The organism is Phaeobacter sp. HS011 (genome assembly GCF_018101215.1).
GTDB classification, from domain to species: Bacteria; Pseudomonadota; Alphaproteobacteria; order Rhodobacterales; family Rhodobacteraceae; genus Phaeobacter; species Phaeobacter inhibens.
On record NZ_JAGEUF010000008.1, the window covers coordinates 17,421 to 42,826 of the forward strand.

General features: G+C 58.1%; 28 protein-coding genes and 2 tRNA genes. 11 read left to right on the plus strand and 19 right to left on the minus strand.

Annotated features, from left to right (window positions below):
- Positions 1–122: 122 nt before the first annotated feature.
- Both J4721_RS15555 and J4721_RS15560 read right to left on the minus strand, forming a co-directional pair.
- On the minus strand, positions 123–344 hold the full coding sequence (locus tag J4721_RS15555; RefSeq protein ID WP_102873863.1) for a hypothetical protein: 222 nt from the start codon (positions 342–344) through the stop codon (positions 123–125).
- Positions 344–1,282, minus strand: a complete 939-nt coding sequence (locus J4721_RS15560; protein ID WP_211003066.1) for a LysR family transcriptional regulator — start codon at positions 1,280–1,282, stop codon at positions 344–346. Before J4721_RS15560 ends, J4721_RS15555 begins: the two co-directional genes overlap by 1 nt.
- A 90-nt stretch (positions 1,283–1,372) precedes the next feature.
- Here J4721_RS15560 and J4721_RS15565 point away from each other — a divergent pair, with 90 nt between their 5' ends.
- The 6 genes from J4721_RS15565 (at position 1,373) to J4721_RS15590 (ending at position 8,760) form a co-directional block, all read left to right on the plus strand.
- Positions 1,373–2,209, plus strand: coding sequence for a TauD/TfdA family dioxygenase (locus tag J4721_RS15565; RefSeq protein ID WP_211003068.1), 837 nt, complete (start codon positions 1,373–1,375; stop codon positions 2,207–2,209).
- Positions 2,210–2,229: 20 nt separating this feature from the next.
- Entirely contained in the window at positions 2,230–3,861 is a 1,632-nt protein-coding gene (locus tag J4721_RS15570) for an arylsulfatase (RefSeq protein WP_102873860.1), read from the plus strand.
- A gap of 575 nt (positions 3,862–4,436) precedes the next feature.
- Positions 4,437–5,963, plus strand: a complete 1,527-nt coding sequence (locus tag J4721_RS15575) for a DUF4153 domain-containing protein (RefSeq protein WP_102853891.1) — start codon at positions 4,437–4,439, stop codon at positions 5,961–5,963.
- Between the two features lie 13 nt (positions 5,964–5,976).
- Positions 5,977–6,669, plus strand: coding sequence for a response regulator transcription factor (locus J4721_RS15580; protein ID WP_014873312.1), 693 nt, complete (start codon positions 5,977–5,979; stop codon positions 6,667–6,669).
- The gene (locus tag J4721_RS15585) at positions 6,654–8,186 is read left to right on the plus strand and encodes a HAMP domain-containing sensor histidine kinase (RefSeq protein WP_211003069.1); all 1,533 of its coding nucleotides are present in this window, start codon (positions 6,654–6,656) and stop codon (positions 8,184–8,186) included. Before J4721_RS15580 ends, J4721_RS15585 begins: the two co-directional genes overlap by 16 nt.
- Positions 8,187–8,475: 289 nt before the next feature.
- Positions 8,476–8,760, plus strand: a complete 285-nt coding sequence (locus J4721_RS15590; protein ID WP_014873310.1) for a hypothetical protein — start codon at positions 8,476–8,478, stop codon at positions 8,758–8,760.
- A gap of 936 nt (positions 8,761–9,696) precedes the next feature.
- Here the strand turns inward: J4721_RS15590 and J4721_RS15595 are convergent.
- Entirely contained in the window at positions 9,697–10,119 is a 423-nt protein-coding gene (locus tag J4721_RS15595) for a helix-turn-helix domain-containing protein (RefSeq protein WP_211003070.1), read from the minus strand.
- Between the two features lie 139 nt (positions 10,120–10,258).
- On the opposite strand from J4721_RS15595, the gene J4721_RS15600 reads away from it, so the two are divergent.
- The 3 genes from J4721_RS15600 (at position 10,259) to J4721_RS15610 (ending at position 11,714) form a co-directional block, all read left to right on the plus strand.
- Positions 10,259–10,480 carry a hypothetical protein gene (locus J4721_RS15600; protein WP_211003071.1) on the plus strand — a complete coding sequence of 74 codons (222 nt, stop codon included), beginning with the start codon at positions 10,259–10,261 and terminating at the stop codon, positions 10,478–10,480.
- Between the two features lie 16 nt (positions 10,481–10,496).
- Positions 10,497–10,733, plus strand: a complete 237-nt coding sequence (locus J4721_RS15605; RefSeq protein WP_211003072.1) for a hypothetical protein — start codon at positions 10,497–10,499, stop codon at positions 10,731–10,733.
- Positions 10,734–11,477: 744 nt separating this feature from the next.
- Entirely contained in the window at positions 11,478–11,714 is a 237-nt protein-coding gene (locus J4721_RS15610; RefSeq protein WP_123618791.1) for a hypothetical protein, read from the plus strand.
- Positions 11,715–11,741: 27 nt separating this feature from the next.
- Here J4721_RS15610 and J4721_RS15615 read toward each other — a convergent pair.
- The 15 genes from J4721_RS15615 to J4721_RS15685 form a co-directional block, all read right to left on the minus strand.
- Positions 11,742–11,816: transfer RNA gene (locus J4721_RS15615), tRNA-Phe, on the minus strand.
- Between the two features lie 81 nt (positions 11,817–11,897).
- Positions 11,898–12,080, minus strand: coding sequence for a DNA gyrase inhibitor YacG (locus J4721_RS15620; protein WP_014873308.1), 183 nt, complete (start codon positions 12,078–12,080; stop codon positions 11,898–11,900).
- Positions 12,077–13,099 carry a ribonuclease E/G gene (locus J4721_RS15625; RefSeq protein WP_014873307.1) on the minus strand — a complete coding sequence of 341 codons (1,023 nt, stop codon included), beginning with the start codon at positions 13,097–13,099 and terminating at the stop codon, positions 12,077–12,079. The genes J4721_RS15620 and J4721_RS15625 overlap by 4 nt, the downstream gene beginning before the upstream one ends.
- Positions 13,096–13,677, minus strand: a complete 582-nt coding sequence (locus tag J4721_RS15630) for a nucleoside triphosphate pyrophosphatase (RefSeq protein ID WP_014873306.1) — start codon at positions 13,675–13,677, stop codon at positions 13,096–13,098. Before J4721_RS15630 ends, J4721_RS15625 begins: the two co-directional genes overlap by 4 nt.
- Before the next feature lie 202 nt (positions 13,678–13,879).
- Complete coding sequence (gene infA, locus J4721_RS15635; RefSeq protein WP_005978431.1) at positions 13,880–14,098, minus strand: translation initiation factor IF-1; 219 nt, start codon at positions 14,096–14,098, stop codon at positions 13,880–13,882.
- 84 nt (positions 14,099–14,182) lie between these two features.
- A complete protein-coding gene (locus J4721_RS15640) occupies positions 14,183–15,061 on the minus strand; it encodes a carbon-nitrogen hydrolase family protein (protein ID WP_102857773.1) in 879 nt (292 codons plus the stop codon).
- Positions 15,062–15,121: 60 nt separating this feature from the next.
- Positions 15,122–15,712 (minus strand): GNAT family N-acetyltransferase, encoded by a 591-nt coding sequence (locus J4721_RS15645; RefSeq protein ID WP_102857772.1) that lies wholly within the window; start codon positions 15,710–15,712, stop codon positions 15,122–15,124.
- Positions 15,712–16,107 carry a ketosteroid isomerase-related protein gene (locus J4721_RS15650; protein WP_211003075.1) on the minus strand — a complete coding sequence of 132 codons (396 nt, stop codon included), beginning with the start codon at positions 16,105–16,107 and terminating at the stop codon, positions 15,712–15,714. The genes J4721_RS15645 and J4721_RS15650 overlap by 1 nt, the downstream gene beginning before the upstream one ends.
- Positions 16,104–16,562 carry a low molecular weight phosphatase family protein gene (locus tag J4721_RS15655; protein ID WP_014873302.1) on the minus strand — a complete coding sequence of 153 codons (459 nt, stop codon included), beginning with the start codon at positions 16,560–16,562 and terminating at the stop codon, positions 16,104–16,106. Before J4721_RS15655 ends, J4721_RS15650 begins: the two co-directional genes overlap by 4 nt.
- 3 nt (positions 16,563–16,565) lie before the next feature.
- Complete coding sequence (locus J4721_RS15660) at positions 16,566–17,045, minus strand: UPF0262 family protein (protein WP_014873301.1); 480 nt, start codon at positions 17,043–17,045, stop codon at positions 16,566–16,568.
- Positions 17,046–17,207: 162 nt separating this feature from the next.
- Positions 17,208–18,509 (minus strand): histidinol dehydrogenase, encoded by a 1,302-nt coding sequence (hisD, locus tag J4721_RS15665; RefSeq protein WP_102874955.1) that lies wholly within the window; start codon positions 18,507–18,509, stop codon positions 17,208–17,210.
- Between the two features lie 70 nt (positions 18,510–18,579).
- Positions 18,580–19,119 (minus strand): GNAT family N-acetyltransferase, encoded by a 540-nt coding sequence (locus J4721_RS15670; RefSeq protein WP_247656159.1) that lies wholly within the window; start codon positions 19,117–19,119, stop codon positions 18,580–18,582.
- On the minus strand, positions 19,119–19,595 hold the full coding sequence (locus J4721_RS15675; protein ID WP_211003076.1) for a DUF2948 family protein: 477 nt from the start codon (positions 19,593–19,595) through the stop codon (positions 19,119–19,121). Before J4721_RS15675 ends, J4721_RS15670 begins: the two co-directional genes overlap by 1 nt.
- Positions 19,595–20,866, minus strand: a complete 1,272-nt coding sequence (gene murA / locus J4721_RS15680; protein ID WP_211003078.1) for a UDP-N-acetylglucosamine 1-carboxyvinyltransferase — start codon at positions 20,864–20,866, stop codon at positions 19,595–19,597. Before murA ends, J4721_RS15675 begins: the two co-directional genes overlap by 1 nt.
- 6 nt (positions 20,867–20,872) lie before the next feature.
- Positions 20,873–21,052, minus strand: coding sequence for a hypothetical protein (locus J4721_RS15685; RefSeq protein ID WP_014873296.1), 180 nt, complete (start codon positions 21,050–21,052; stop codon positions 20,873–20,875).
- A gap of 85 nt (positions 21,053–21,137) precedes the next feature.
- Here J4721_RS15685 and J4721_RS15690 point away from each other — a divergent pair.
- Together J4721_RS15690 and J4721_RS15695 are read left to right on the plus strand one after the other, a co-directional pair.
- Positions 21,138–21,212: transfer RNA gene (locus J4721_RS15690), tRNA-Thr, on the plus strand.
- Positions 21,213–22,345: 1,133 nt separating this feature from the next.
- Positions 22,346–22,966 carry a hypothetical protein gene (locus J4721_RS15695; protein ID WP_014873295.1) on the plus strand — a complete coding sequence of 207 codons (621 nt, stop codon included), beginning with the start codon at positions 22,346–22,348 and terminating at the stop codon, positions 22,964–22,966.
- Positions 22,967–22,973: 7 nt separating this feature from the next.
- Here J4721_RS15695 and J4721_RS15700 read toward each other — a convergent pair whose 3' ends face one another.
- On the minus strand, positions 22,974–25,406 hold the full coding sequence (locus tag J4721_RS15700) for a DUF3131 domain-containing protein (protein WP_102886414.1): 2,433 nt from the start codon (positions 25,404–25,406) through the stop codon (positions 22,974–22,976).

Below are 25,406 nucleotides of genomic sequence, written 5' to 3' on the forward strand. Positions count from 1 at the left end.
AAGCGATTGTTCCGCGCTGCACCGTGCATGAATGGTCGCGATCTTTGCCGCCGCGCAGCGTTCTCGATCACGCACATGCGGCGAGCCTCGTGCTGCGAGCGCGCGCAGCGAGAAAATTTAAGTTACAGGTTGGGCTCTCTGCCGCCGAATGCTTGAGCAGCAAGACCCTTGTTGTGCGTGGACATGAACAGCCATCGACAGCTCTGGCCAAGAGATTGATCCTGCGGCGTTTCCGATGATGTGCTGCCATCCGTGTCCCAAAAGCCGAGGTTCGGCCTGGTGGCGGCGAAATCTTGGTGAGAGCCCATCGCGACTGATGCTGCAGAAAAGACGAACGGCAGCATCAAAGGTTTGCAGAGCTTTGGATACCTGCAAGGCCTGAGACAGAGATCGGCGACCTGCAGACCTCTAGAAACCGGTCAATCAGCGCTGTCTGCACTGCTTGGCGCGAGCGGGCTATCACCACCCTGTAATGACCAATGCTTTCCTTGAGCGGCCGCGCCACGATGGGGTCGCCTTCAGTTGTGCAGTCCTGTTTGGGCGGGAAGCCTGCAAGCGTAAAACCGAACCCCTTGCCCACGTAAGCCTGCACCAGCTCGCGCGATTGGGACTGGAACGGCACTTCGGGGTGAACGCCCGCGGCCTGCAGCAGTTGCAGGTAGCTGGGGCCGGGGCCAGCGGGCGAGACGGAGATATAGGGCAGACCGGTCAGGTCGGACAGGCTGATCCGGGCTTTCGCTGCCAGAGGGTGTGAGCCTGACAACAGAACCAAGGGCGGCAGCTCCAAAAGTACTTCAACCTCATGTCGACCGGGATCGAACCCCTGGTCAAAGACCACCAGCGCATCCACCTCGCCAGCGTCCAGCGCGGCCACCAATGCCGGATAGTCCGCTTCCTTCACCTCGATACGAACGCCCGGATGGTTTTCGCGGAAAGCAAGCACCGCAGGCAGCACGATCTGCTGCGCCAGTGCGTGATGGGTGCCGATGTGGATCCTGCCAGCGCGGCCTGACGCAAGATCCGCGGCCCGTCGGTCCAGCGCCGAGGCCTGTACCAGCAGCGCCTCGGCCTGGGTGGCGAACGTCTCGCCAGCGCGGGTCAGCCGCATGCCTTGTGCCGGAAACCGGTCAAACAGGGTCAGGCCGGTGGCGGCCTCCAGCTTATCCAGAGCCGAGGCGACGGCTGCGGCAGAGACATTCAGCTGCCGCGCCGCCTGGGCAATACCGCCCTGCCGTGCGGTTTCCGTCAGGTAGGTGAGTTGGCGAAGGGTGAAGCGAACCATTGGGAAAATCTCTCTTTGAAACAGATTAAATCAGTTTTTCCAGCTTTTGGGCAGGCCCTATGCTGCCTGCAGGTAACAGCGGAGGATATCATGGACATTTTGCCAATGACCGGCGGGCTAGGTGCGGAAATCCTGGGGGCGGATATCCGCCGCAGCGAGGATTTCAGCGCCATCCGGGACGCATTTGCGGAGTATTCGGTGATCGTGCTGAGGGGGCAGACCGCCGGACCGGGGGATCACCTGGCCTTTGCCCGCCGTTTTGGACCTGTGAATGTCAACCGGTTCTTCAAGCCGGTTGAGGGCCACCCGGAAATCGCCACGGTCCTGAAAGAGAAGGACCAGACAGAGGCCGTTGGTGAGGGGTGGCATACCGATCATTCCTATGATCAGGAACCGGCGATGGGCTCTATTCTTCACGCCATCGAGATGCCGCCCTATGGCGGCGACACACTATTTGTCTCCATGGGCGCCGCCTATGAGGCGCTTTCAGAACCGATGCGCCGGTTTCTTGATGGTCTGACGGCCGTACACTCCTCGCGGCATGTGTTCGGCGCCGCCGCGATGGACAGCGAGGCGGTGAAATCGGGCCGTCTGGGCAATGCAGAGGCCGCCACCCAGGATGTCCGTCATCCGGTGGTCATCCCCCATCCGCTGAGCGGACGGCGCGGCCTCTTTGTGAACCCGGTCTTCACCACCCGCATTGAAGGACTGAACCCGGAAGAATCCTCGGCGCTTCTGGCCATGCTTTATGCCCATTGCCAGCAGCCAGAGTTTCAATGCCGCGTGCGCTGGCGGGCCGGTGACATTACCATGTGGGATAACCGCGCCACCTGGCACAAGGCGATCAATGACTATCACGGCTTCCGCCGCCTGATGCATCGGGTCACCGTTGAGGGCGGCCCGCTTGCGACCGCTCCCGCAGCCTGAGTCTTAGTGAATGTACCGGTATGACTAGCAACAACCCTCAGGCAGAAATCAGTCGCCCCAATGTCATCCTAATCCTCGCGGATGACATGGGCTTTGCCGATCTCGGCTGCACCGGGTCTGAAATCCAGACCCCCAACATCGACGCACTTGCGCGGGACGGCGTGATGCTGTCTGCGATGTACAACTGTGCCCGCTGCTGCCCGACGCGGGCGTCGCTTCTGACCGGGCTCTACCCGCATAACGCCGGCGTCGGGCATATGGGCGCGAATTTGGGCACGCCTGCCTATCAGGGGTTTCTGCGCAACGACGGCGCCACCATAGCCGAGCATCTGCGCGCCAGCGGCTATGCCACGCTGATGTCCGGCAAATGGCATGTGGCTGGCGACTTCGAACCCCGCAGCGTAGACCACTGGCGGATCGGCGATGTTGAGCATCCGACACCGCGCCAGCGCGGATTTGACCGCTTTTACGGAATCATGGACGGGGCCACGCATTTCTTTTCGCCGCATTACATGCTGGAGGATGACAGCCGGGTCGAAACCTTCCCGGATGATTTCTACTTCACCGACGCCATCACCCATAAGGCCATCGGCATGATCGAAGGCGCGGTGGCGGACGAAAAGCCATTCTTCCTCTACCTCGCCCATACCGCGCCGCACTGGCCGCTGCATGCCCACCCTGAGGACATCGCAAAATACGATGGTGTCTATGACAAAGGCTGGGACCATATCCGCACCGCGCGCCATGAAACGATGAACGGTCAAGGCGTGTTCCAGCGCAGCTGGGACATCTCCCCGCGTGACAGCACCGTGCATGGCTGGGAACAGGAAAAGAACCGGGATTGGGAAGCCAGCAAGATGGCCACCTATGCGGCGATGGTGGACCGCATGGATCAGTCGATTGGCACGTTGATCGCGGCCCTGAAACGGCTCGGGCAGTTCGACAACACGCTGATCCTCTTCCTCAGCGACAACGGCGGCTGCGCCGAGTTCATGGCCGAGGACGGCTGGGCGAAATTCTACCCGGACAAAACGCACGACGGCAGGCAGATAACCATGGGCAATGTGACCGGCCTGCGTCCGGGCGATGCCCAGACCTTCCAGAGCTATGACAAGCCCTGGGCCAATGTCTCCAATGCGCCCTTCCGCCTGTACAAGCATTATGTGCATGAGGGCGGCATCTCGACCCCTCTGGTGGCCCATTGGCCATTGGGGTTCAAACCGCGCGGCAATGCCTATGCGGCCTGTCACGTGGTCGATATCCTGCCGACCATCCTGGAAGCCGCCGGCGCCGCCTATCAGACCGAGGTCGGTGGCCATGAAATCCAGCCGCTGCAGGGAGAGTCACTGCTGGGCCTCTTTCAGGGCAAGGACTGGCAGCGCGAACAGCCGATCTTCTTTGAGCACGAGGGCAACGCCGCGATCCGGCTGGCGCAGTTCAAGCTTGTGCGGCTGCATGATTGCCCTTGGGAGCTCTATGACATCGAGGCCGACCGCACCGAACTAACCGACCTTGCGGGCTGCAATCCTGCCCTTGAGAAAGACCTGATCCGCCAGTATCAGGCCTGGGCGCAAGCCGCCGGGGTACTGGATTGGAACGAAGCGCTGCCGAAACTTCTGGTGGCGTGGAAGATGGAAACTGCAAATGGCTGAAACTGATGGTTAAGCGGCTACTGAGGGTCTCCTGGTAAAGGACGGGTTTGTCCCGCATCCCGTTCGTTCGATGATGGTTAGCGGCTGCACGTGCGGCGAAGGTCTATTCCTGCCATCGCTCATCCAGCATGGGATCGCCGCCCGACTGCCAGCCCCCGAGACTTTGCAAAGGTAACTAACTGCGCATCGCGTCACCTAGTGTGGAGCGCAGCATCAGCCGGGGCCGCCACCACCTGCTGGATGGCCGCTTTCGGGAAAATGGCCCAAATGCTTCGCACCCGCAGCGGAGCTAGCACTGCTTCTGTTACGAAGGTCGCGTTTGCGCAGGAAATGGGCTTTGCATTCCCGGTGTTTAGACCAGACACAGTGGTGATTTTGGCCGCGCCGCGACGTCAGTAGCGGACCCTCATTGTTTTCGCGGCATCCGAACCCGTCGTAAGCAAAGTGGTTCGATTTTCGAACTTTGCACAATTTCTGCACGAAAGCCCCCCGAAAGTTGCGGGCACGGCGCGCCAAAGCTGCAAACGCTGCAGGCATCCTGCCAGGCAAAGAAACTTGCAAGCTGGAGACAGAACATGAGGCAGGAACTGACAATTCGCGGTGTGCCCGACAGCATCGTGCAGGACGCATGGTGGCTGGAAACAACGGGTGAGCCGCCCCAAGCGCAATCCAGCCGCCGATGGGGAGATAGATCGCTGTTGGCCTCCTTGAGGATGCGCCACGCAATTCCGCTTCTTGCATCGCTGGTTGCGCTTGCTGATTGGCTGTTCTGGGAACAACCGGCCGGCATATCGGTCGCGGTCTTCGTACTGGTGATCTCAGCAGCCATCACAGCGATGAAGCCCCGGCGGCCAACTGCCAGGGAATGGGCCGGAGCCATAGGATTTGCAGTGCTCAGCAATCTGCCAGCCGTCATTGAACTGCAATTTCTGTCTGTACTGTTCAGCTTCGGCGGCTTGGTCTGCCTTATGGTCTGGGCTTTCTATGGGCGAGCTGCTGGCGAATGGCTGCTGCTGCGCACCTTGCTGCGTCTACCAACTGTTGGCGCGACGCTGCTTCTGCGTAATGCCCTTTCCGCTGCACCCGCCGCTGATCTCGGATCAGGTGCCCGCCGCCAGGCTGCATCGCTGGTGTTACCCGTCCTTATGGGCACAGTTTTCCTTGCATTGCTGGCATCGGCCAACCCGGTGCTGGAAGGTTTTCTGGAAGAGCTGGACCCAAGTCGCCTATTTGATCTGAAATTCTGGCAGCGGGTCTTGTTCTGGAGCGTGATCGCCTCGCTGCTGTGGCCTTGCCTCAACCTCAGCGAAATATGGTTGGGCAAAGCCGCGCGCCCCGCTGCCATGCCAAAGGCAGGCCCCAGCCGGGCCACCTTTCTGATCAACCCGGTATCGGTGCGCAATTCGCTCTTGCTGTTCAACCTGTTGTTTCTTGTTCAAACGGTGATGGACCTTGGCGTCCTGACTGGCGGCGTTTCCCTGCCTGAAGGGATGAGCTACGCCTCCTACGCCCATCGCGGGGCCTATCCGCTGGTGGTAACGGCCTTGCTGGCGGGGGTGTTCACACTGGTCACCCGCCACATGACCGGAGCGGACCGAACGTTGCGGGCCATGGTCTACCTGTGGCTTGCGCAGAACATCTTCCTGGTGGTCACAGCCGCAGTGAGGCTGCAGTATTATGTCGAAGCCTATGCACTGACCTACCTTAGGATTGCCGCCTTTATCTGGATGGCGCTGGTGCTGGCGGGACTGCTGCTGACCGTGGTGCAGATCCGGCGCAGCCACGATACCGCTTGGCTGCTGCGCCGCAGTCTTGCCGCGCTTATTGGCACACTCTACCTCTGCGGCTTCGTGAACTTTGCCCAGATCATCGCCGGTTACAACCTGAACCACGGCAGCGCCCTGGCGGCCCGGGACACTGCCTATATCTGCAACCTTGGCGCTGACGCATATCCCGCCATACTTACCCATGAGGCCGAAACCGGCCAGCAAGTCTGCGGCAGGGAGATGCGATATCACCTAAAAAGGAGCGCGATCACCAACTGGCGCGAATGGGGCTTTCGGAGGTGGCGGATCCAAGCCTATTATCCGCAGCAGAATTGAAGGACGCCATTTCATGCCTGCGCGCATTCTTATTGTGGATGATGACCCCGATATCCTGGACGTGACAGGGTTCGCCGTCGAAAAGGCAGGCTATGAGACACTGTTTGCCAGTGATGGCCTCAATGCGCTCAAGGCCAGCCGGCAGCAACTCCCCGACCTCATCGTGCTAGACATCGGACTGCCCGAAATGGACGGTTTGGAAGTCTGCCGTGAGATCCGCAAATCCTCCGACGTGCCGATTCTCTTTCTCACGGCCCGGGATGATGAAATCGACCGGATCGTCGGCCTGGAAATCGGCGCGGACGACTATCTGACCAAACCCTTCTCCCCGCGCGAGCTGGTGGCCCGGATCAAGGCCATTCTCAAGCGCAGCACTCCGACCCCGGCACCGCCCGAAGCGGTGCTGGAGCAAGGCAGTCTCCAGCTAAATGCAGAACGGCATCTGTGCCAATTCGGCGGCACGCCTGTCTCTTTGACCGGGTCCGAGTTCCGGCTGCTGGCAACCCTGTTGGCCCGCCCCGATCACGTAATTTCCAGAACCCAGCTTGTTGACACGCTCTATGGCTACAACATCCACGTCTCCGACCGCACAATAGACAGTCATATCCGCAATATCCGAGCCAAACTGGCGCAGGCAGGCTGCGCCGAGGGGATCGTTACAGTCCACGGCGTCGGCCTAAGGATGGGCCCATGCAAGCCAGCCTGAAACGCAAATGGCGGCCCAGGCTTTGGACCGTCGTTCTGCTGGTTCTGGGGATCGTGCTGTGCCTGCCGTTCGCCGGGCTGATCCTGTTCCGCTTTTACGACAGCCAGCTGGTGCAACAGACCGAAGAGAGCCTGCTGACACAGGCCGCTGTGATGTCGGCCGCCTACGCAGAGCTTTACGCGGCCGCCTCGGGCACCGAACCGCCAAGTTGGGGGCCCGTCTCCGCCAAGCACGCAGTTTTCCCGTCGCTGTCAGTCAACAGCGAAACGGTCCTGCCTCCGCGCCCCGACGCGAAACCGATGACTGCCCGTCCCGCGGCAGCTTATCAGGCAATTGCTCCTCAGCTAGGTCGCATCGCAAAGGCCGCACAGGCGCAGACCCTTGCGGGCTACCGTTTGACCGACGCCATAGGCAATGTCTTTGCCGGCACCGCCGAGACCGGCAAATCCCTGGGACATGTCGCTGAGGTGCAGAAAGCTCTTGCTGGTAAATCCGTCTCGGTCGCGCGCACCCGATTGCGCGAGGACAGTCCGCCAGCGCTTTACACCCTTAGCCGCGGCGCGCGGGTGCGCGTGTTTGTGGCGATGCCTGTTTTTGTGGACCAGACTCTGATCGGAACGGTTTACCTCAGCCGCACCCCAAACCATATCTTCCGCTTTCTTTACGGCGAGCGCTTCAACCTTGCCAAGACCGCAGCCTTTGTCGGGCTCTCCACGGCCCTTATCGGCTATGTGTTCTGGCGTTTCATCACCCGGCCGATCCGCCTGCTAATCCAGCGCAGCCAATCTGCCGGCCACGGCGACAAGGCCTGGAAACCGCCGGACCAGCTTGGCACGCGAGAGATCGAGGACTTGAGCCTGAGCTTCCAATCGCTGACCGAACGCCTTCAAAGCAAGCAGGATGCGTTGAAAACCTACACTGCCCATGTAACCCACGAACTGAAATCGCCCCTGACCGCCCTGAAAGGCGCGACAGAGCTGCTGCGGGACGACGCTTTGGCCCCTTCGCAAAGGCACCGTCTGCTGGACACGGTGGACAAGGGCGGCAAGCGCATGGAAGACCTGCTAGCAAACATGCGTGCTTTCAGCCTCGCGGATCAGAGCGCCATGACAGGAACTTGTTTCCTGAACGAAATACGCGCGCAAATTTCCCAGGCTTTCCCCGCCCTCGCGATCCAGTTGGAAAACGTCAGCCTGCCGTTGCCGGTGGAGGCCCGAACTTTGCAAATCATGTTGACCCATATGCTGGAGAACTCTCAGCAGCACGGCGCACAAGAGGCCGTGCTGACTGTCTATCAGGACGGCGCCGCCACCTGCCTGCGGATCGCAGACGACGGTCCCGGGATCAGCACAGGAAACACGGGCAAAATTCTACAGCCGTTTTTTACGACAAAACGGGACGTCGGCGGCACTGGAATGGGCCTCAATATAGTTAAGGCAACCATGGAAGCCATTGGCGGCGGTCTCAGCGTCGTGCCAGCCAATGCGGGAGCTTGTTTTCTGCTAACCTTCCGTTAGCTCGGCATGCTTGCCGCCAAAATTGGGCGCAGCATCAGCCGAGGCCGAGAACTTTTGCTGAATAGCAGCTTTCGGGAAATTGACCCAGAAGTTTCGCACCAGCAGCATCGTCGGTGCGGCACCACTTGTCTGTGACCGCTTTGGGCTGGCTGCGGTGATCCCATGATAGGGGTAGGTACGGGATCTACTGCAACTTTGGTGCTGCAACGCCGCAAGTCGGTAGTGAGCCCAAACTCTCTTCTGCTTGAAAGCCTTGCACGCCTGATTTCTTCGTGTGACATGGAAAGGTATGGGCCCAAAACCGCTTCATCCGGACGTACTTGAATTTATTTCCAGCCTGCGAAAGCTGGAAGCCATTCTTGCAAAGCACGATCAGGAGTTTTGGGCAGAGAAACTGTCACGAGTGCGCCAAGTCGCAGAAAAATCTGATGGTTACAACGTACAATTATTTGAAGGATTATTTGGTGGCATGGGAAGCTTAAGCGACTTGATCCTTGATGCTCCGGCTTCCGCCAACATCGAGCTTGCGGAAGAACGAACACGTGCATACGAGCTGGCGCAAGCATTGAAATAAACATCCCGGAGCGACTGCTTCGTCCGCCCCCTTCCATTCGATGATGGTTGGCGGCTGCACTCGCGGCGAAGGTCCGCTCTTCCTCGTGTGGCTGCGGCATTGATCGCTCGTCATGGCACCAGATCCGCCGACTTTGCAAAGGTCGCTATCTGCGCTCCGCCGCCTCCGGTGCAACCCGCAGCATCCCGTGATGCAGCTCGGCCCTGCCGAGCGTCCGCTTCCGGGAATTTGGCCCCAGACCTTTGCACCTGCGGCGATACCAGCGCCGGGCCTGGCACGACCGTCTGCTCTGGGCTGCCAGCCGTCATCCCGTGGCCCGTGCGAGAGGCTGCCAGGCCAAGATCTGCGTGCCGCGCTGCCGCAAGCCGACTCTGAGCCCACTTTACTTGACGCTGTACTTCGCGCGAACGTCAGGGTTCCGAGAAGTGGCCAATATTCCAACCAGGATGGGAGTAAATTGATCGCGAGCGATGCGGCGTTGGCAATTGTGAAATTGTGTATACTCACTACACAACTTCAGATGAATTTGCCGCTCGCTGTCGGGACGAGGTGTAGAGAAAGGTGATGAGGAGATCGAGTGACATGAAGTGTTTGTGCGGGCCTCGACAACGAACGACATTTCCGCCAGCATTCAGGGGCCTCGCGACGCGTTGCTGATCCGGCGGCGGAGATATAGCTCGATCAGTAAGGCGAGGCCCAGTACAGGGATCCCCAGGACAAGGACGGATGCAGACAAGGCAAACAGAATGTCGAGAGGTCCAAGCCCCTCTGAGGTCGAAAAATACCCACTTCTCGCACAACACATCAGATACAATATTGCCGCGATGAACAGTGTATTGAAGACCGGACCGGTGAGGCGGTCAATGTCTTGCTTGGCTCTCTCAAGCACGGCCATTTCATGTCGATGCATGTGTGAAATGTTCGAAAAAGCACAACTTACTCCTTCAGCAGCTCGATCCACGTGTAGACATCTTCCATTTGGATTTCTTTTCCATCGGTTAGAGAGCGGTACCAGCGTGCGACTATTGCGCCGCGCTTTTCACTTTTGATCGTGATGCCCTGGTCCGCAAGATACCGATCCAAAGAGGTCTCAAACTCTTGCAAAGCTTCTATGTCATGCTCAACCCTTGCAGACTTAACGCCTAAAAGGATCCAATTGACGTCTGACTTGAACTTCTCGTGGAGAGCAACCAGAGCTTCGATTGGCAAGCCTCGATCACCTTTTTCATAGCTGTGATAGGCGCGAAGCGAGACCCCAATCACCTTCGCCATATCCGCTTGCGACAGGCCGATCTCGTTACGAGTAATTGCTAGCCTTACCCCGATCCCCACGAGAAGGTCTTCAGATTTGCGTCCCATGCAACATTTCCAATTGCTCTATGTGCAAAAATGTACACACATGCTCGAAGTGACACTTTTTTCTTGTTTTCGCACCTGATCATGCAAAGCGGTCGAAAACAAGTGTTTCGTCAGCATTTAGGCTTAGGAGGATACTTTGATGCAAGAGCGTCTTCTTTCGCCCAAGCAACTTGGCAACATGGTCGGGTTGAGCGCTGCGCAAGTTCGCGCACTTATGAACGATGGCAGGTTGGAGTTTGTAGAAATTTCTTCAAAGACAAAACTGCTTACGATGTCTGGCTGGGAGCGGTTCCAGAGAAATGCCACCAAGATCAATACGCCCGAGGATGCGGGGCAGGAACTGCGTGCAAACGAAAACTAGTGGGGAGAGGTAACCGATGGCTACGACCAATCTCAACATCAGCGTGATCGACAAGTGCATGATGAGACCATCAGAGGCGGCGAGTTACTCAGGCTTGCCCGTAGAGCACTTCAAAGCGACTTGCCCAGTTCGTCCGGTGGAGCTCAAGCAGGACACGCTCCTTTGGGATCGAAAGGATATCGACGATTGGATCGAGAATGTGAAGTCAGGAGCGGTTTCGGATACCCGGGAAGACATCCTGGATCGACTTTGATGACAATTGTTCGTGTCAAAGGTTTCAAAATATTCCGAGATCGGCACGGCAAGATGCGCTGATATCACCGCCTGACCGGCCTCAAAATAGACTTAGAAAGAAGCCACTTGGTTCTGCTGACTTCCTGGCTGAATGCGCAAAAATATCAACGGCGTCTGATGCTATGAGGCAGAGAATGCCGAAGCCGGGGACGCTGGGTGGATTGATTTCTACATACTTCGCAGAGGAACACTTCTTGGAAAGATCGAAGGCGACAAAGCGTGAATACCGAATGTGTGCCAGAACTTTGCATCCGATACGAGACACGCCCGTTTCAACTATCGACACGCCCCTGCTTGCTGCCATTCATGACAAACTAGCAAAAAATATAGCTGGGATAAGGCAAACCGAGTGCGTAACTTTCTCATCCAGGTGTTCAAATTTTGTATCCCAAAAGGGCTAATTTCCAAGAATTTCGCAGAAGCTGTGATCAAAAAAACCGCGCCCGAAAGACACGCCCGAGACGTATAGGACTTGGACGTTTGAGGAGGTTCAGACGGTTCTAGAGGCTGCTTCTCCGCAGTTGCGAGCTGCGCTTGCCACGATTTTTTTTGTACTGGCCAAGATCCTACTGACGCATTGGAATTCCGGAAAGATCAAGTGGATCAGGGGGTGATCTGGAAAGGTCGGAACAAAACAAGTGTCGGAGCGGCTATTCCGATCAGCATTGCCCTAGGCCTAACACCAAAGGGGCTTCGCCATACGATGGCGACTTGGCTTAGAGAGGCGGGGCAGGACGAACGCGAAATCTCCGATCTACTGGCTCAAGATTCGAAAGTCATGGGCCTGCATTACTCCAAGAACGCAGCACTTGCTCGCAAGAACCGAAAAACTATGCTGGTTTGGGAGGGCGAGTATGAGCGACGTGCTCAGCAGGCAAAAGTGTCAAACCCGCAAAATAAGCTGTCAAACCCTGGCGAGGAGAACCAGTCAGATGACTAAAAACCACTTATTCTTCAGAACTTTAAGTGGTGCCCGGGGGCGGAATCGAACCACCGACACGAGGATTTTCAATCCACTGCTCTACCCCTGAGCTACCCGGGCACGGGAAGGCTGTTCGCCTTGGGTGTGGGCCTTCTATGACGTGTGCATGACCGTGTCCAGAGGCTTTTTCAAAGAAATTCGCTAATGTTTCGTTTCGCTGGAATTTGCGACTTCTTCCAGAGCGTTTTCAATGTCTTCCGGGTCCGTGCTTGGGGTCGCGTAAGCGCCGTTCAGCCATTTTGCGAGATCAATGTCCGCGCAGCGGCGCGAACAGAACGGGCGGTAATCTTTTTGAGTTTCCTCAGCGCAAATCGGGCAGCTCACGCCAGGACCTCCTTCAACGGGATGCGACCGCGTTTGCGCTGCAATTCAAAGTGGCCAAGCGTGGTCCACCCCACCAGCACCGTGTCTTCGCTATCACTGCGGAAGCTGGCCCGCAGGGCCGTTTCAAAGGCGCGGCGATCCTTCTTGGGCATGGGAGCAGGGTCGATCACAATCTGCCCCCCCAGCCCGCGCAGGCGCAAGGCCCGGGCGAGGGATTTGGCGCAGGCCATGTTCGCCTTCACCCCAGCTGCCAGCGAGGTGTCCGCGCCGGTGTTCACATCCACCGCAACCAGGGCGCGGGTCTCCTCGATGAACAAAAACACGCCACCGCTGAGAGGTTCCCGAATGCCCTGCACTGTTTCCAAGGCGTCTAGCACGCCCAGACGCTCAAACCCGCCAGCGTCACGCTCTATATCTGCCGGATCTGTCCAGTCACGCCAGGCCAGAAGATGCGGAGTATCGCCCTCCGCCAGGACTTCTGGCCCGCTACCAGCATCCTCAAGCACCTGAGACGCCAGCGACACCATCGCGAGAATGTCTTCTTCGATATCGGCGCTGTCAGCACCATCGCAGGCGGATCGAAGAATCAGGCCATAGGCAATGCCACCCATCGCGTCATGAGCAATTTCCAACAGCCGATCACGCTCATCCTCGTCGCGGATGGAGCGAGAGATATTGAGCCCGGGAGCCTCGGGTGTGATGATGGCGTAGCGGCTTTTAAACAGCAACTTCTGCGAGACCGGCAGTGCTTTGCCCGCTTCAGCATAGCCGGTTAGCTGGACCAGCAGCTCCTGTCCCGGTGCCAGACCTTTTACTTGGCGTAGAAAGGCAGGGCCATCCGGCGTTGTCAGGAACATCCCCCCCTGTCCCTTAACGAGCCGATCAGCCCGGGCACGGTAAACCGTACCAGGGGTCGGCGCATCGCTGTCGATCAGCAAATCCTCAAGCTGGCCATCCACCATGAGTGCCGCGGCTTCGCGTCCGTCGATGTGGTCAAGAATGATTGTACGGCCCTTCATGCGACGGCCTCCTTGTTTGGTGTCCAGCCCGCCCCGCGCAACAGGGCAGCAGTTTCGGCCAGTGGCAGGCCGACAATTCCCGTGAAAGATCCATTGATCCAAGGGATAAGCGCTCCCGCAGGTCCCTGAATGGCATAGGCACCTGCCTTGCCCTGCCAGTCCCCGGTCGCGAGGTAGCCGTTCAGCTCTTCATCGGAGAGCCGCTTCATCTTCACGGCGCTCACTACATCGCGGGACCAAATCCGATCCCCCCGACGCACGGCAACAGATGTGATCACCTGGTGCCGGCGCCCGGAGAGAGCCAACAGAAATTGAGCGGCCTCTGCGACGTCGTCAGGTTTTCCCAGAATCCGACGACCAAGGGCGACGGTGGTGTCAGCGCAGAGGATGAGATCCTCCGCGGCGGCGGAAATTGCCTCGGCTTTCTGACGGGCAATGCGGGCGCAATAGAACCGCGGCAATTCCCTCGGCTTTGGCGTTTCGTCGATATCCGGCGGACAAACCGCATCAGGGGTGATTCCCAATTGGGCCAGTAACTCCAGCCTGCGCGGGCTGCCCGATCCAAGAATGAATGCCATGTCTGGCCCTTTTGTCCTATGGCGCAGCAGGGCTGCACTTAATGTTGGCTTCGGCCCAGTCATAGCCGGTTCATCAAGGCTGAAAAACCCCAACTGGTTATCGCGGTGAGGGCGTTCATACTACGCTTGGCCGATCGCAGGTGAACCAAAACAAAAGCCCGGCGAAGAGGCCGGGCTTTTGTTACTTGGTGGACACCAGCGCTTATTTGAAGCGATAGTTGATCCGTCCTTTGGTCAGATCATATGGGGTCATCTCGACCTGTACCTTGTCGCCAGCCAGAACGCGGATGCGGTTTTTGCGCATCTTGCCTGCCGTATGTGCGATGATCTCATGGCCGTTTTCCAGCTCGACCCGAAACGTCGCATTGGGCAGGAGTTCCTTCACGACACCGGGAAATTCGAGCGTATCTTCCTTGGCCATGTTATCTCCATAATTATGGTTTCCCGCGAGTCTGCGGGACGTGCGCTTAAATGAGCGCTTTTTCCCTGATTTTCAAGGGCGCAATCACCGCAGCGGACATATTGTGACTGTTTTCCCCGGTTCTGGCCTTTCATCCCAATGGGTTCGGTTGCGTACGACACCGTCACGGCGCACATGGGCGATTGCCTCAAGGTCGACATCAGCATAGGTCCAGCCCGGTTTGTTCAATACCCCTTCGGCCAACACGCCGGTTGCCGGTAAGCCTGTGTCAGGGGGGCCGAATATTCCGCCCATGCCAGTGTTCTGGTCCACGGCTTCGGACCATTCTGCGGGACCGACAATAGATGACATTACTGAAACACACTGGTTCTCAAGCGCGCGAGCCATGGCCCCGATACGCACCCGCCAGTAACCTGCCAGTGCTTCCGTGCAGGACGGCACCAGTAACACATCCACCTCTGCAAGCGCGCGGCCCAGCAGAGGGAACTCACTGTCGTAGCAGATCAGGACGCCGATCTTTCCCAGTGTGGTGTCGAATACTGTGAGCGCCTCTCCATTGGTCACGTTCCATGGATCCCGCTCAAACATGGTCATGATCTGCTTGTCTTGAACGCCTTTCTGTCCGTTCGGCGCATAAAGGGTCGCGCGGTTCACAGGACGTGCGCCACCATCAAAGACTGGCGCGGATGCACCAAGGATGTGCACGCCGAATTCCGCCGCGAGACGCAGGTGCAGCGCATCAACATCCGGCATGCGCCGGGAGACCCCATGCAAGGACCGCTCCAGATCGCCTGCCACCGCTGCGCCATCCAGCGTTGACAGCTCCATCGCAGCATACTCGGGAAACACCAGCAGATCTGCTCCCTCCCCTGCGGCCTCCTGCACCCAGCGGGTGATCTTTGCCACGTAGGCGCTCCAATCATCAAACCAATCAAGGGGGTAGGCAGCAGCAGCTACTTTCATAAGAGGGTCCTGTTTGTTGGGTCCTGTCAGTTGATGACAAAATGGGCCGCAAGTCTCAGCTCAGGTCAAGAGCCGGGACCAGAATTGCAATGGCTTGCGGGTTTCCTCAGCGTCTCCGACATCGCGCCAGGAGAAGCGCGCAACAGCGCCCGGTATCGGAGCATACCCACGCTTGCGCCAGAAGTCATTCAGATCGCGATAGTACGGCGGTCTGGACGGGTGATTATCCGGTCGCTGGACGCTGCAAAATGCCGACACGACATAGCCAAGTTTCCTGGCATGGGCCTCCCGCAGATCAAAGAACCGGTGCCCCAAGCCCATTCCGCGATATTCCGGCAATAGAACAGATTCGGCGCAATAATAGACATCCTTCAGCGCCAGACCGGTCCCCTCGAAAGCCGCCGCAAAATCTTCGGCGTGATCAATGAGAGGTGCGCCAGTCGACGCACCAACCAACCTCTCTCCGTCCCATGCGCCGACCACCACAGACCTGTCACTGTCCAGATAGCTTTGCAGATAACTGCGCTCATAAGCCAGGTCACCATCGTAAAGATAAGGCCAATCCCGGAACACAGTGATCCGCAGGCGAGCGACGTCGTCCAGCACCTGCGCCAGCGCTGCGCCGCGCAGGCTCTCCAGACGCATCCCCATCAGGCTGAGACCTGTGCCATCCAATCCGCAAGGTTATAGTAGGTCGTCACGCGGGTAATCTTGCCATCTTCCAAATCAAAGAACGACCCCGCGGGCAGGCGATAGGTTTGCTGATGTGCCTCCGGCAGCCCTGCATCTGTTTCGAGATAGGTGCCGTTCACGATGTATTCAGCGGCGGCGCGTTTGCCATCTGCATTGACGAACACCACCATATCAGTGAGTGCTTCATCATAGCAGCGGCTCATGTGGGTGCAAAACTCCGCAAACAGCGCCTTGCCGATGCGAATCTTGCCCTCATTCACATGGTGGGCCACGTCGTCCGACAGGCACTCAAGCATGGCGTCAGTGTCTTTTGCGTTGAATGCCTCGAAATAGCAGGTGACGGTGCTGTTCATTTTATCTCCAACGGGTTGCCCCAGCGCTCTGTCAGGCGCTGGATGATCTGGGATCGGGTTTGCCTGTAACTGTCTAGCTTGGCATCCCGGGTTTCCCCCAGTCCAGTTGGGTCCATAATTGGCCAATATTCGACATCAAGGTGGAAAAACCGCGTCAGTTCCAGCGCCCGGCGCTGACTGGCCGGAGAGAGGGCCACCACCAGATCGAAGGAGGATAGGTCATCCCCCCACTGTTCCATCTCGTCGAATGAACGTGAACGATGGCGCGACAGTTCCACGCCAATCTCCTGACAGACCGCGATGCAGAAGCCATCGATTTCCATGTCGTTCTTGACGCCGACAGATTGCACATAGGTACCGGAGCCATAGAATTGTTTCATGATCCCCTCTGCCATCGGGGATCTGACCGCGTTGTGGTCACAGCAGAACAGGATCGACTGCGGCAACTCGCTCACGCTTCAGCCTCCAAAATGCAATACGCAAATCAGGGTGAAGAGACGGCGCGCCGTGTCGGTATCAATTTCCGCCTTGCCCTCCAGCCGCTCCTTCAACACGCGGCTGCCTTCGTTGTGAATACCCCGGCGGGCCATGTCGATGGTTTCGATCTGACTGGGCGGCAGTGTTTTGACGGCGGTAAAATAGCTTTCACAGATTTGGTAATAGTCTTTGACCACCTGACGGAACGGCGAAAGCGACAGGTGAAATTCCGCCGCCTTTTCGCCAGCCTCGGATGCAACATCAAAGACCAGCCGCTTGTCGCGGATGGCAAGCCCCAGATGGTAGGGCCCCTCAGGCGCCGCTCGCTCACCACGCGCAGGCAGCGCAAAACTATTGTCCTCAATCAGGTCAAAAATCGCGACCCGACGCTCCTGCTCAATTTCGGGCGTCGGCGGCGGCAGATTGCGGTCATCAAGGTCGATTTGGCTGATGCGGCTCATGGGTCAGGTCTCTGTGCGCAGGTTAGGTAGATAACTGACTAGCCGATGGTCGGTGCCACGGCAATCCGCAGGGCACAGTTGTGCCGTAACGATGTGCCAGCGCCACCATCCATACACGCGGGCAAGCAACAGCCTGCTTCCCCGCACTCCCGTCCTCTGCGTTCAGCGGTTCAGCCGATCCAGGCGCGCCCGGATTGACAGGCCATGCGCTTCCAGGCTTTCGCTCTTGGCCAGCGTTTCGGCCGCTGGACCGATTGCACGTAACGCCTCCGGGGTCATTTCGCTCAACGTGGTGCGCTTCAGGAAATCCATCACCGACAGCCCAGACGAGAACCGTGCAGATCGGGCGGTTGGCAGCACGTGGTTCGGGCCGCCGATATAATCCCCGATCGCTTCGGGTGTATATTGGCCAAGGAAAATCGCGCCCGCGTGAATGGTTTTCTCACTGAGCGCACGAGCGTCCGCAACGCAGAGCTCAAGGTGCTCCGGGGCGATACGATTGGACAGCTGAGCTGCCACATCCAGATCAGGCACCACGATCACCGCACCGTAGTCCCACCAGCTGGGCCCTGCGATGGCGGAGCGTTCCAGTGTCTGCAAGCGCGCCTCCACCGCATCCGCTACAGAGCGGCCAAATGCCTCGTCATCTGTAATCAGGATCGATTGCGCGCTTTCATCATGCTCGGCCTGGCTGAGAAGGTCGAGCGCGATCCAGTCGGGATCGTTGTCCTTATCGGCGATGACCAGAATTTCCGACGGGCCAGCTATCATATCGATGCCGACCTTGCCAAACACCCGCCGTTTTGCCGCCGCGACAAACGCATTTCCGGGGCCGGTAATCTTGTCAACCGGGGCAATACTCTCTGTTCCATAGGCGAGGGCCGCAACCGCCTGCGCGCCGCCGACACGGTAGATTTCATCGACACCGGACAAGCGTGCTGCAAGCAACACCAGCGGGTTTATCTGACCATCAGGAGTGGGGACCACTACTGCCAGCCGTTCGACACCCGCCACTTTCGCCGGAACCGCGTTCATCAAAACAGAGGACGGATAACTCGCCAGACCGCCTGGCACATAGAGACCGGCCGCCGATACTGCCGACCAGCGCCACCCTAGTGAAGCCCCGGCATCATCCTGCCATTCGGCGCCCTGAGGCATCTGCCGCAGGTGATAGGCGCGGATACGCTCCACCGCCAACTCCAGCGCGACGCGCTCCTCAGTCGATACATCCTGAATGGCGGCGTCGATCTCAGCGTCCGAAATGCGCAGTTGATCTGCGGTCAACTGCAAACGGTCAAATTTCGCGGTCAGCTCGATTAGTGCCGCATCACCACGGGTGCGCACATCCGCGATTATGTCGGCGACCACTGCATCTACATCGGGGCTATCTTCGCGTTTTGCCCCCAGAAGGGTTGCAAACGCCTGATCAAAACCAGCATCGGACGCGTTCAGAAAAACGGGCATCATGGCTCTCCTTTGAGCCTGCAATATAGGCCCCTGCCCGCAGTCTCAAGATGGTTGCGTGTATTGGAGGTCAGTCAAGCACCTGCCGCGCAAGCGACGGGATTTCATCCGCAGCCAGAGCATTATCCAGCGGGCACAGCATCAGCACATCGTTTCGCGGCTGGCTCTCCACGACAACAGAGCGCGGGCGCAGGCCAAACGGACGAAACCCTGCGTTTTCATAAAGCCTCCGCGCGGCGTGGTTTTCCTGATCCACGCACAACTCCACCTGCTTTAGCCCTCGCTCACGAGCCTGATCCAAGACCCGTGCCAAAAGGGCTTTGGCCAGCCCCTGACGCTGATAGTCCGCCGAGATGTAGAAGGGACCAAGATCAGCTGTATGCGAGAGACGCGACAGCCCGCCCTGACGCAAAACCGCAAAGCCGACCAATTGATCACTAATAAACACGCCCCAATAGGAGCCGCTCTCGAACCCGCTGAGCAGGTTCGCATCCGGGATGCCATCCGCCTCTTCTGCGGTCATCAAGAAAGAGGCCGGAAAGGCGGTCAGCCCTTCGCGCCACAGGACACGAAGATCGGCAAGATCAGCGCCCACCAACTCACGTAGCATCATGTCTCGTGCAGAGGGGCCTGCCCGGACGGCGCCTGATAGGGACGCGTCACATCGCGCAGGGTGACCTCAACCGCCTCAACGGCAAGCCGGATTGCACCGTCACCGGCAAGGGTCAGAACGATATGCCCGTCACCATCCGATCCCGGCTCAAAACTCAGCGACAGCAACGACAGAATCAGATCGCGCTCCTTCCGATCAACGCCTTGAGAGGCCACCGACAAAACTTGATCGACGACCAACACACTTTGCACCCGTTCATAAGGGCGACCACGCTGTTCGGCAGCATCTTTGTCTTCCCAGCGAAACCGGTTCAACAGCAGCGCAAATCGCCGCTCCGCAGGTCGCCAGCTGACCTCCGTCACCGGAAACACCGCATCCTGCGCAAGCGAGGCAATAATTTCCAGATCCTCAGCGCCAAGGGCGCCAAGATTCAGCGGCGCTTCGCGCCCGTCGTCGAATGTTGCATCTGCCATTACTGCTCCTGGATCCGTTCAATCTTGGCACCAACTGAGGACAACTTGCGCACCACATGTTCGTACCCGCGATCCAGATGATAGACACGGCTAACGGTGGTCTCGCCTTCAGCCGCGAGACCTGCAAGAATCAAGGAGACCGACGCCCGCAGATCAGTTGCCATCACCGGTGCGCCCTTCAGCCCCTCAACGCCGGTTACCGTGGCATGACCACCCTGAATGTCAATCTGCGCCCCCATACGTATGAGTTCCGGCGCATGCATGAACCGGTTTTCAAAGATCTTTTCTTCCAGAACACTGATCCCTTCAGCGGTACACATCAGTGCCATCATCTGTGCCTGCAAGTCGGTCGGGAACCCGGGGAAGGGTTCGGTCACGACATCTACCGCTTTTACCCGGTTATCACCGCGGCGTACCGTCAGGCTGTTCTCGTTCTCAGTAATCTCAACCCCGGCAGCCTCCAACTTGTTACAGAAGGCTTCGATCAGGGATCGCTTCCCACCCAGCAGCTCGACCTCGCCACCGCAAATGGCAGGCGCCAGCATATAGGTCCCCAACTCGATCCGGTCGGTGACAACCGGATGAGTAGCGCCGTGCAGACGATCCACGCCTTGAATCGTGATGGTAGATGTCCCCTCACCTTCAATCTGCGCACCCATTTTACGCAGGCACTGCGCCAGATCAACGATCTCCGGCTCGCGCGCCGCGTTATTGATGAGGGTCGTACCCTTGGCCAATGTCGCGGCCATCAGCGCATTCTCTGTTGCGCCGACGGAGACAAGCGGGAAGTCAATGACCCCGCCTTTCAGCCCGCCCAGAGGCGCCTTCGCATGAACATAACCGTCTTTCAGATCCAGCTGCGCCCCCAGCGCTTCAAGCGCCTTCAAATGCAGATCCACCGGGCGCGCGCCGATGGCGCAGCCGCCGGGCAACGAGACAACGGCATGACCATCACGCGCCAGCATCGGCCCCAGTACAAGGATCGACGCCCGCATCTTCCGCACGATATCGTAGTCAGCGGTGTGATTGTTGATGTCATGGCTCGACATGGCCAACACCTGACCATCCTGCAGCGTTGAAACCTCAGCACCCAGCGACTGCAACAGCGTTGTCATGGTGCGAATGTCAGACAGTCGCGGTGCGTTTGTCAGCGTCAACGGCTCCTCGCTCAGCATCGTTGCCGGCATAAGCGTCAGACAGGCGTTTTTTGCACCCGCGATAGGGATCTGCCCTTTCAGTGGGCCATTCCCCGTCACCAAAATCGAATCCATCTGCCCTTACTCCTTAGAACTGCCTGTTGTGGGGTCGTCTGCCGGACCGCCGGTCTCGTCATCTTTGACCGCACGCGCCTTCGCCTGGGCCTTCCGACGGCCCATATTCGCCTTCAATGCGGCCTTCAACCGATCTTCGCGCGTGGGCGCCGACCCGCCATTTTTTGCTGTTTTCTTCTCTGCCATAGATCTTCTGTACCGGAGTGTGAAAAAACCGTCCAGAATGCTCTTGCGCCCCAGTTCGTTTATGCCTAAAAGCCCCCTCACCGGCGCTGCTGTAGCTCAGAGGTAGAGCACTCCCTTGGTAAGGGAGAGGTCGAGAGTTCAATTCTCTCCAGCAGCACCAGTCTCCAAAACATTGATATTTCACATCTTTATAAGATAACGCATCTGTTCTGAGCGTTTCTCGCTGTGCTTGATTGCGTTCCATCTCACTCCCTCGCCAACCATTGATAGTTCGGCGCGGGCAAATCCCCCCAGACCATTCGGCGCCCCCCTCATGCCCGGATCCGAATCGATCTGGAACCGAGGCAATCCTCGATTCGCACAGATTGTCGCACACACAGCGACAACACCTCAGCTCACTCAAGACTGTCAGCGATTAACCGCCGTTGAATCAATTTGTTTGCAATTTCCTGCGCTCGAATCGCATCGGTTAAGGCTGATTTTAATTTTCACCCGCCAGTCTGAACCTCGAAGGCTCACCCCTCTGCAAGCTTGGAGCGGGTGCGGGACCGCAACAGCATCGGGTGCAGGAGGGTTGAATGATAGATGCAAAACCAAAGCAACCGCCTGTTCCAAAACTGCGGATATCGACCACTCCGCTTGGTACTAAGCGACAGGTGAACGACCCAGGCCATTTGAGTCACGCAAAAAAATGGGCGCCGGTGCTACAGTTTTCCAGGCATTGCGTCACACGGCAGATCATACAGGCACATACTCAGTGGCTCTGGCCCCTCCCCAGCTTTGACACGAACAAAGGCGTCTGGCTGTCGTTAACATGTGGCCCTGACAACGGCTCGGATCTGGTCAGATCGCCAACATTCTCCCACCTCAGATCCTATTGGAAACGACGACGGTATTTCGGCGCGCTTGCCAATCGGCAAAAAAATCAAGTGGCCTCCTGAAACTGCTCTGCCAGAAATCCGCCTATCCGTTGGAGGGATCCCGCCCATTCCAGCGGACTCTCTTTGAGCGCGATGCCGCATCTGGTGTATCCGCTTTGCTTCAGTCGTAAGGCGCTGAAGATCCGCCCCACCACAAGGGGCGCATCAACGCCTCACCTCCGAGCTTCTGCAGGATCGGTGCGCAAGCCACCAAAAGACGCAAATTACCGCCGACAGGGCACTACAGAAAACGACCGCCACCATGGCGAGCCGACAGCCGGTCGGCCCGTCTGGCGATCAGAAGAGACACCAGCGCGCAGCCTTATCCAGGCAGCCGCGAGAACCCGAGGCCGCCCTCGATAAGGAACATGTCATGTCGACGATATGGAACTCCATTTTCAGAAAAACCGCCGTGGCCGCTGCCGCACTGACCGTGATGAGCGTCTGTGCCGGTATGCTTCCTGCGCAGAGCATCAACAATGATATCAAGAGCCAGCTGGATCAATTTGTCCGACGTGGCACCGAAGTCAGATTTGAAGGTTATCTGACGGGGTATAGTTATTGGGATAACACACCCCCTGGCAGCGCCGCCATCGCACGTCCCGTCCTGCGACGCCAGGCTGGGGGAACCGGGACATATAATGACCCGGTCACCATCGCTGTGGGACACGCCATCCGGCGGGGGCGCCAGACGCTGGATTTCCCGGCGGGCACGCGGTTCTACATTGAACGCCTGCGCAAATATGCCATCGTGGAAGACGTCTGCGGTGACGGTCATCAACCACAAAATGGCCCCTGCCATACGGGCAAGAATGGCCGCCCGTGGCTTGATATCTACATCGGGGGCAAGCGGAATTCCGTTCGCGATACAGAAAGATGTATGAACCGACTGACCGGGATGCAGCCGATCCGCCTCAACCCCCGGCGCGGTTACCCAGTGGCACGCGGTGAGATTTCAGCCAGCGGATGTCAGGTTTTTGGCCCTGTGAGCTGACGCTACTCTAGCGAGTGCGACGCTTCAGATGCGCCAGCGCCTGCAAGACGATCCCGTTTGTGTTGAGGTCGGCATGGTTTTTCATTTGGGCATACCCATCAAGGAACAATCCACTGCTCATTCCAAAACCGTCAATCCGGGCGTGCTCTTGTGCCATGTCCAGCATTTTACGAGTGTGCCTGCAGGGTCTGACCGCGTACCAAAGATACGCTGCCTTGGTTGAGAAAATGCCATAAGGGCTGCTGGCAACCGGTTCGAACACTACCTCGCGCCCTTTCCTGTAGCTGACGTTCCAACGTGTTTCGTGGCCCAGATCGAAGCCTTGGTAGACAAACCAAGGCGCCGTATCGATTGGCGTCTCAGATGGCGCGAGCAATTGACCGGTTTGATCAAAGTGGTGCTTCATCGCGCCCAGAAAGACATCCGTTAGTACGGCGCATTCCGCAGATGGTCCCAGTTCCACATATTCGAGCAACAGCGGCTCAGTCGGCAGGATGCCAATTTTATCAACCGTATAGAGCAAGTTGACCGTTCTATCTGCAACCGTTTCTCCGGCAAACGCCTCCCGGTAGGGTGAGCGGGTTTCCGACTGGCCCAGAGCTGGTAGAACCCGGGTCTGGTAGTGCGCACAATGCGACAGATAAGATGATTGGATACGTGTCTTGAGGATATTGTTAAGGACACCACCCTGCATCAAACCCGCAATCTGCCATTTACCCATCAGCTGCGAACTGGCGTCCGCAAGCGCGGTATGTTGCGCAGCCCGGGTAACTGCGCTGGTAAGCCGTGCGAAATCACAGGCATCGAACCCTCGCCTTTCAATTGATGCATCCCGAACATTGATCAGCGTCGGCGGATATGCCGCGTCACCATCCTGAATAACCGGAAGCGATGCCATGATCTTCTTGATGCGGCGATAGATTCTGTCAGCCGGTGCCAGCTCCAGCTCAACCGCTGCCAACAAGCCAAGGATCAGACTCCCGACATCCCACATCGTGATCTCGGAGTTGTTGAATGACTTGCCGTTGATCTGCTTTCTAACCGTCAATGCCAATCCGGTAGCGTTCATTTCTGCCTGTTCGAGGTAGCTATAGGCCAACTCGGCATCAGCCATCATAGCGGCATCGAAAACAGGTGCCTCTGGCGACAGACTGCTGTCACGTAGCGTATCTCGTGCTTCAAGCAGAAGCTCATGAGCTGGATCAACTATTCCTGTAGGATAGTTGAGGCAGATACCGTTTGCGGCCGGTACTTTCGCAGAAAGCCGACTGACCGTTTGAGCCTTGTGGACAAACACTGCATCTGGATGACGCACATCGCCACGTTGTGGGGCCACATCGTCTGCAAGAAAAATCGGACCTTCGATTGGCTCCCCGTCAGGCCCCAGCCCTGGTGCCCCAAGCCGATGCTGCTCGCCATCACGAGTTTCGACCAAGAATGCGCCGTCGGCTCGACGTTCTCCACCGCGCACCAAGGTCACACAGTCTGTGCCCAATCGGGTCCGCGCCTGATCCAGCAGCCCATTGTACCCCTCAGCACTGCCCGGAAACTCCGGCAAAATGACATAGTGTCTGGAGTGATTCGGCAAGAACGCGCAGCACCGTTTGTAGATTTCACGCGGCAAAACAGACAAAAGATACCCTGATAGCCGCGCGCGATTGACGCTCGCGGCAATACGCTGACCAACCTCATAAGCGCGGGCCGGGTCAATCGGCAGCTCTGCAACATCCACCGCAAGAACAGTCCCATCCCCCAATTTGGAAAACAGCCCTGATGTCATCTTCTCTTGCGCGGACCTCAGATCTAAGCGCGCCTTCAGTGGCAACATCAATACTGCGGCAGGACCAAGCAACGCCTCGCGCTCAGCCGCCTCAACCGCATCATAGATCACGGTCGTGCACCCCCCGGTCCGCAAACCGTCCTGCCGCAACTCGCCCTCAAGCTCATTGGTCGACACCGTCGAAAAATGCGCTGGCTGAGCAGCAGCAGCCATAGCGCCGGGCAGCTGTTGATCAATTTGCGAGCGCAGCCCCCAAAGGCTACGCGCCTTAAAATATCCTGTCTGCCGCATCAGATTGCGCGACGCAGGAACTATCTCGACAAATGTGCGGTTTTGGGAGGCGGTATCGCTTAGCATCGCCAGCAGCGGATGGGTCCTATCCGGTGTGTGTTTGGCGAAGTCTTCGAATGCGACTTCAACGGAGAGTGCAACCCCCTGCGATAGAAATGCAAAAATCAAAGAGCCAAGCGCATTTACTGGCAGCGACGGATGTACGCCGGTCAGCAATATGGAAAACGCACGTATCCCCTCGGCCTGCTGAGGCTGCGCCAGGGCCGGCCAGGTCGTGCTTAGCAGGCCACCTGAGGCCAAACCCAGAAACTCACGGCGTTTCCACGACATTAGCTTGTCCAACTTTCTGGTTCCGGCGGTGTTTACCAT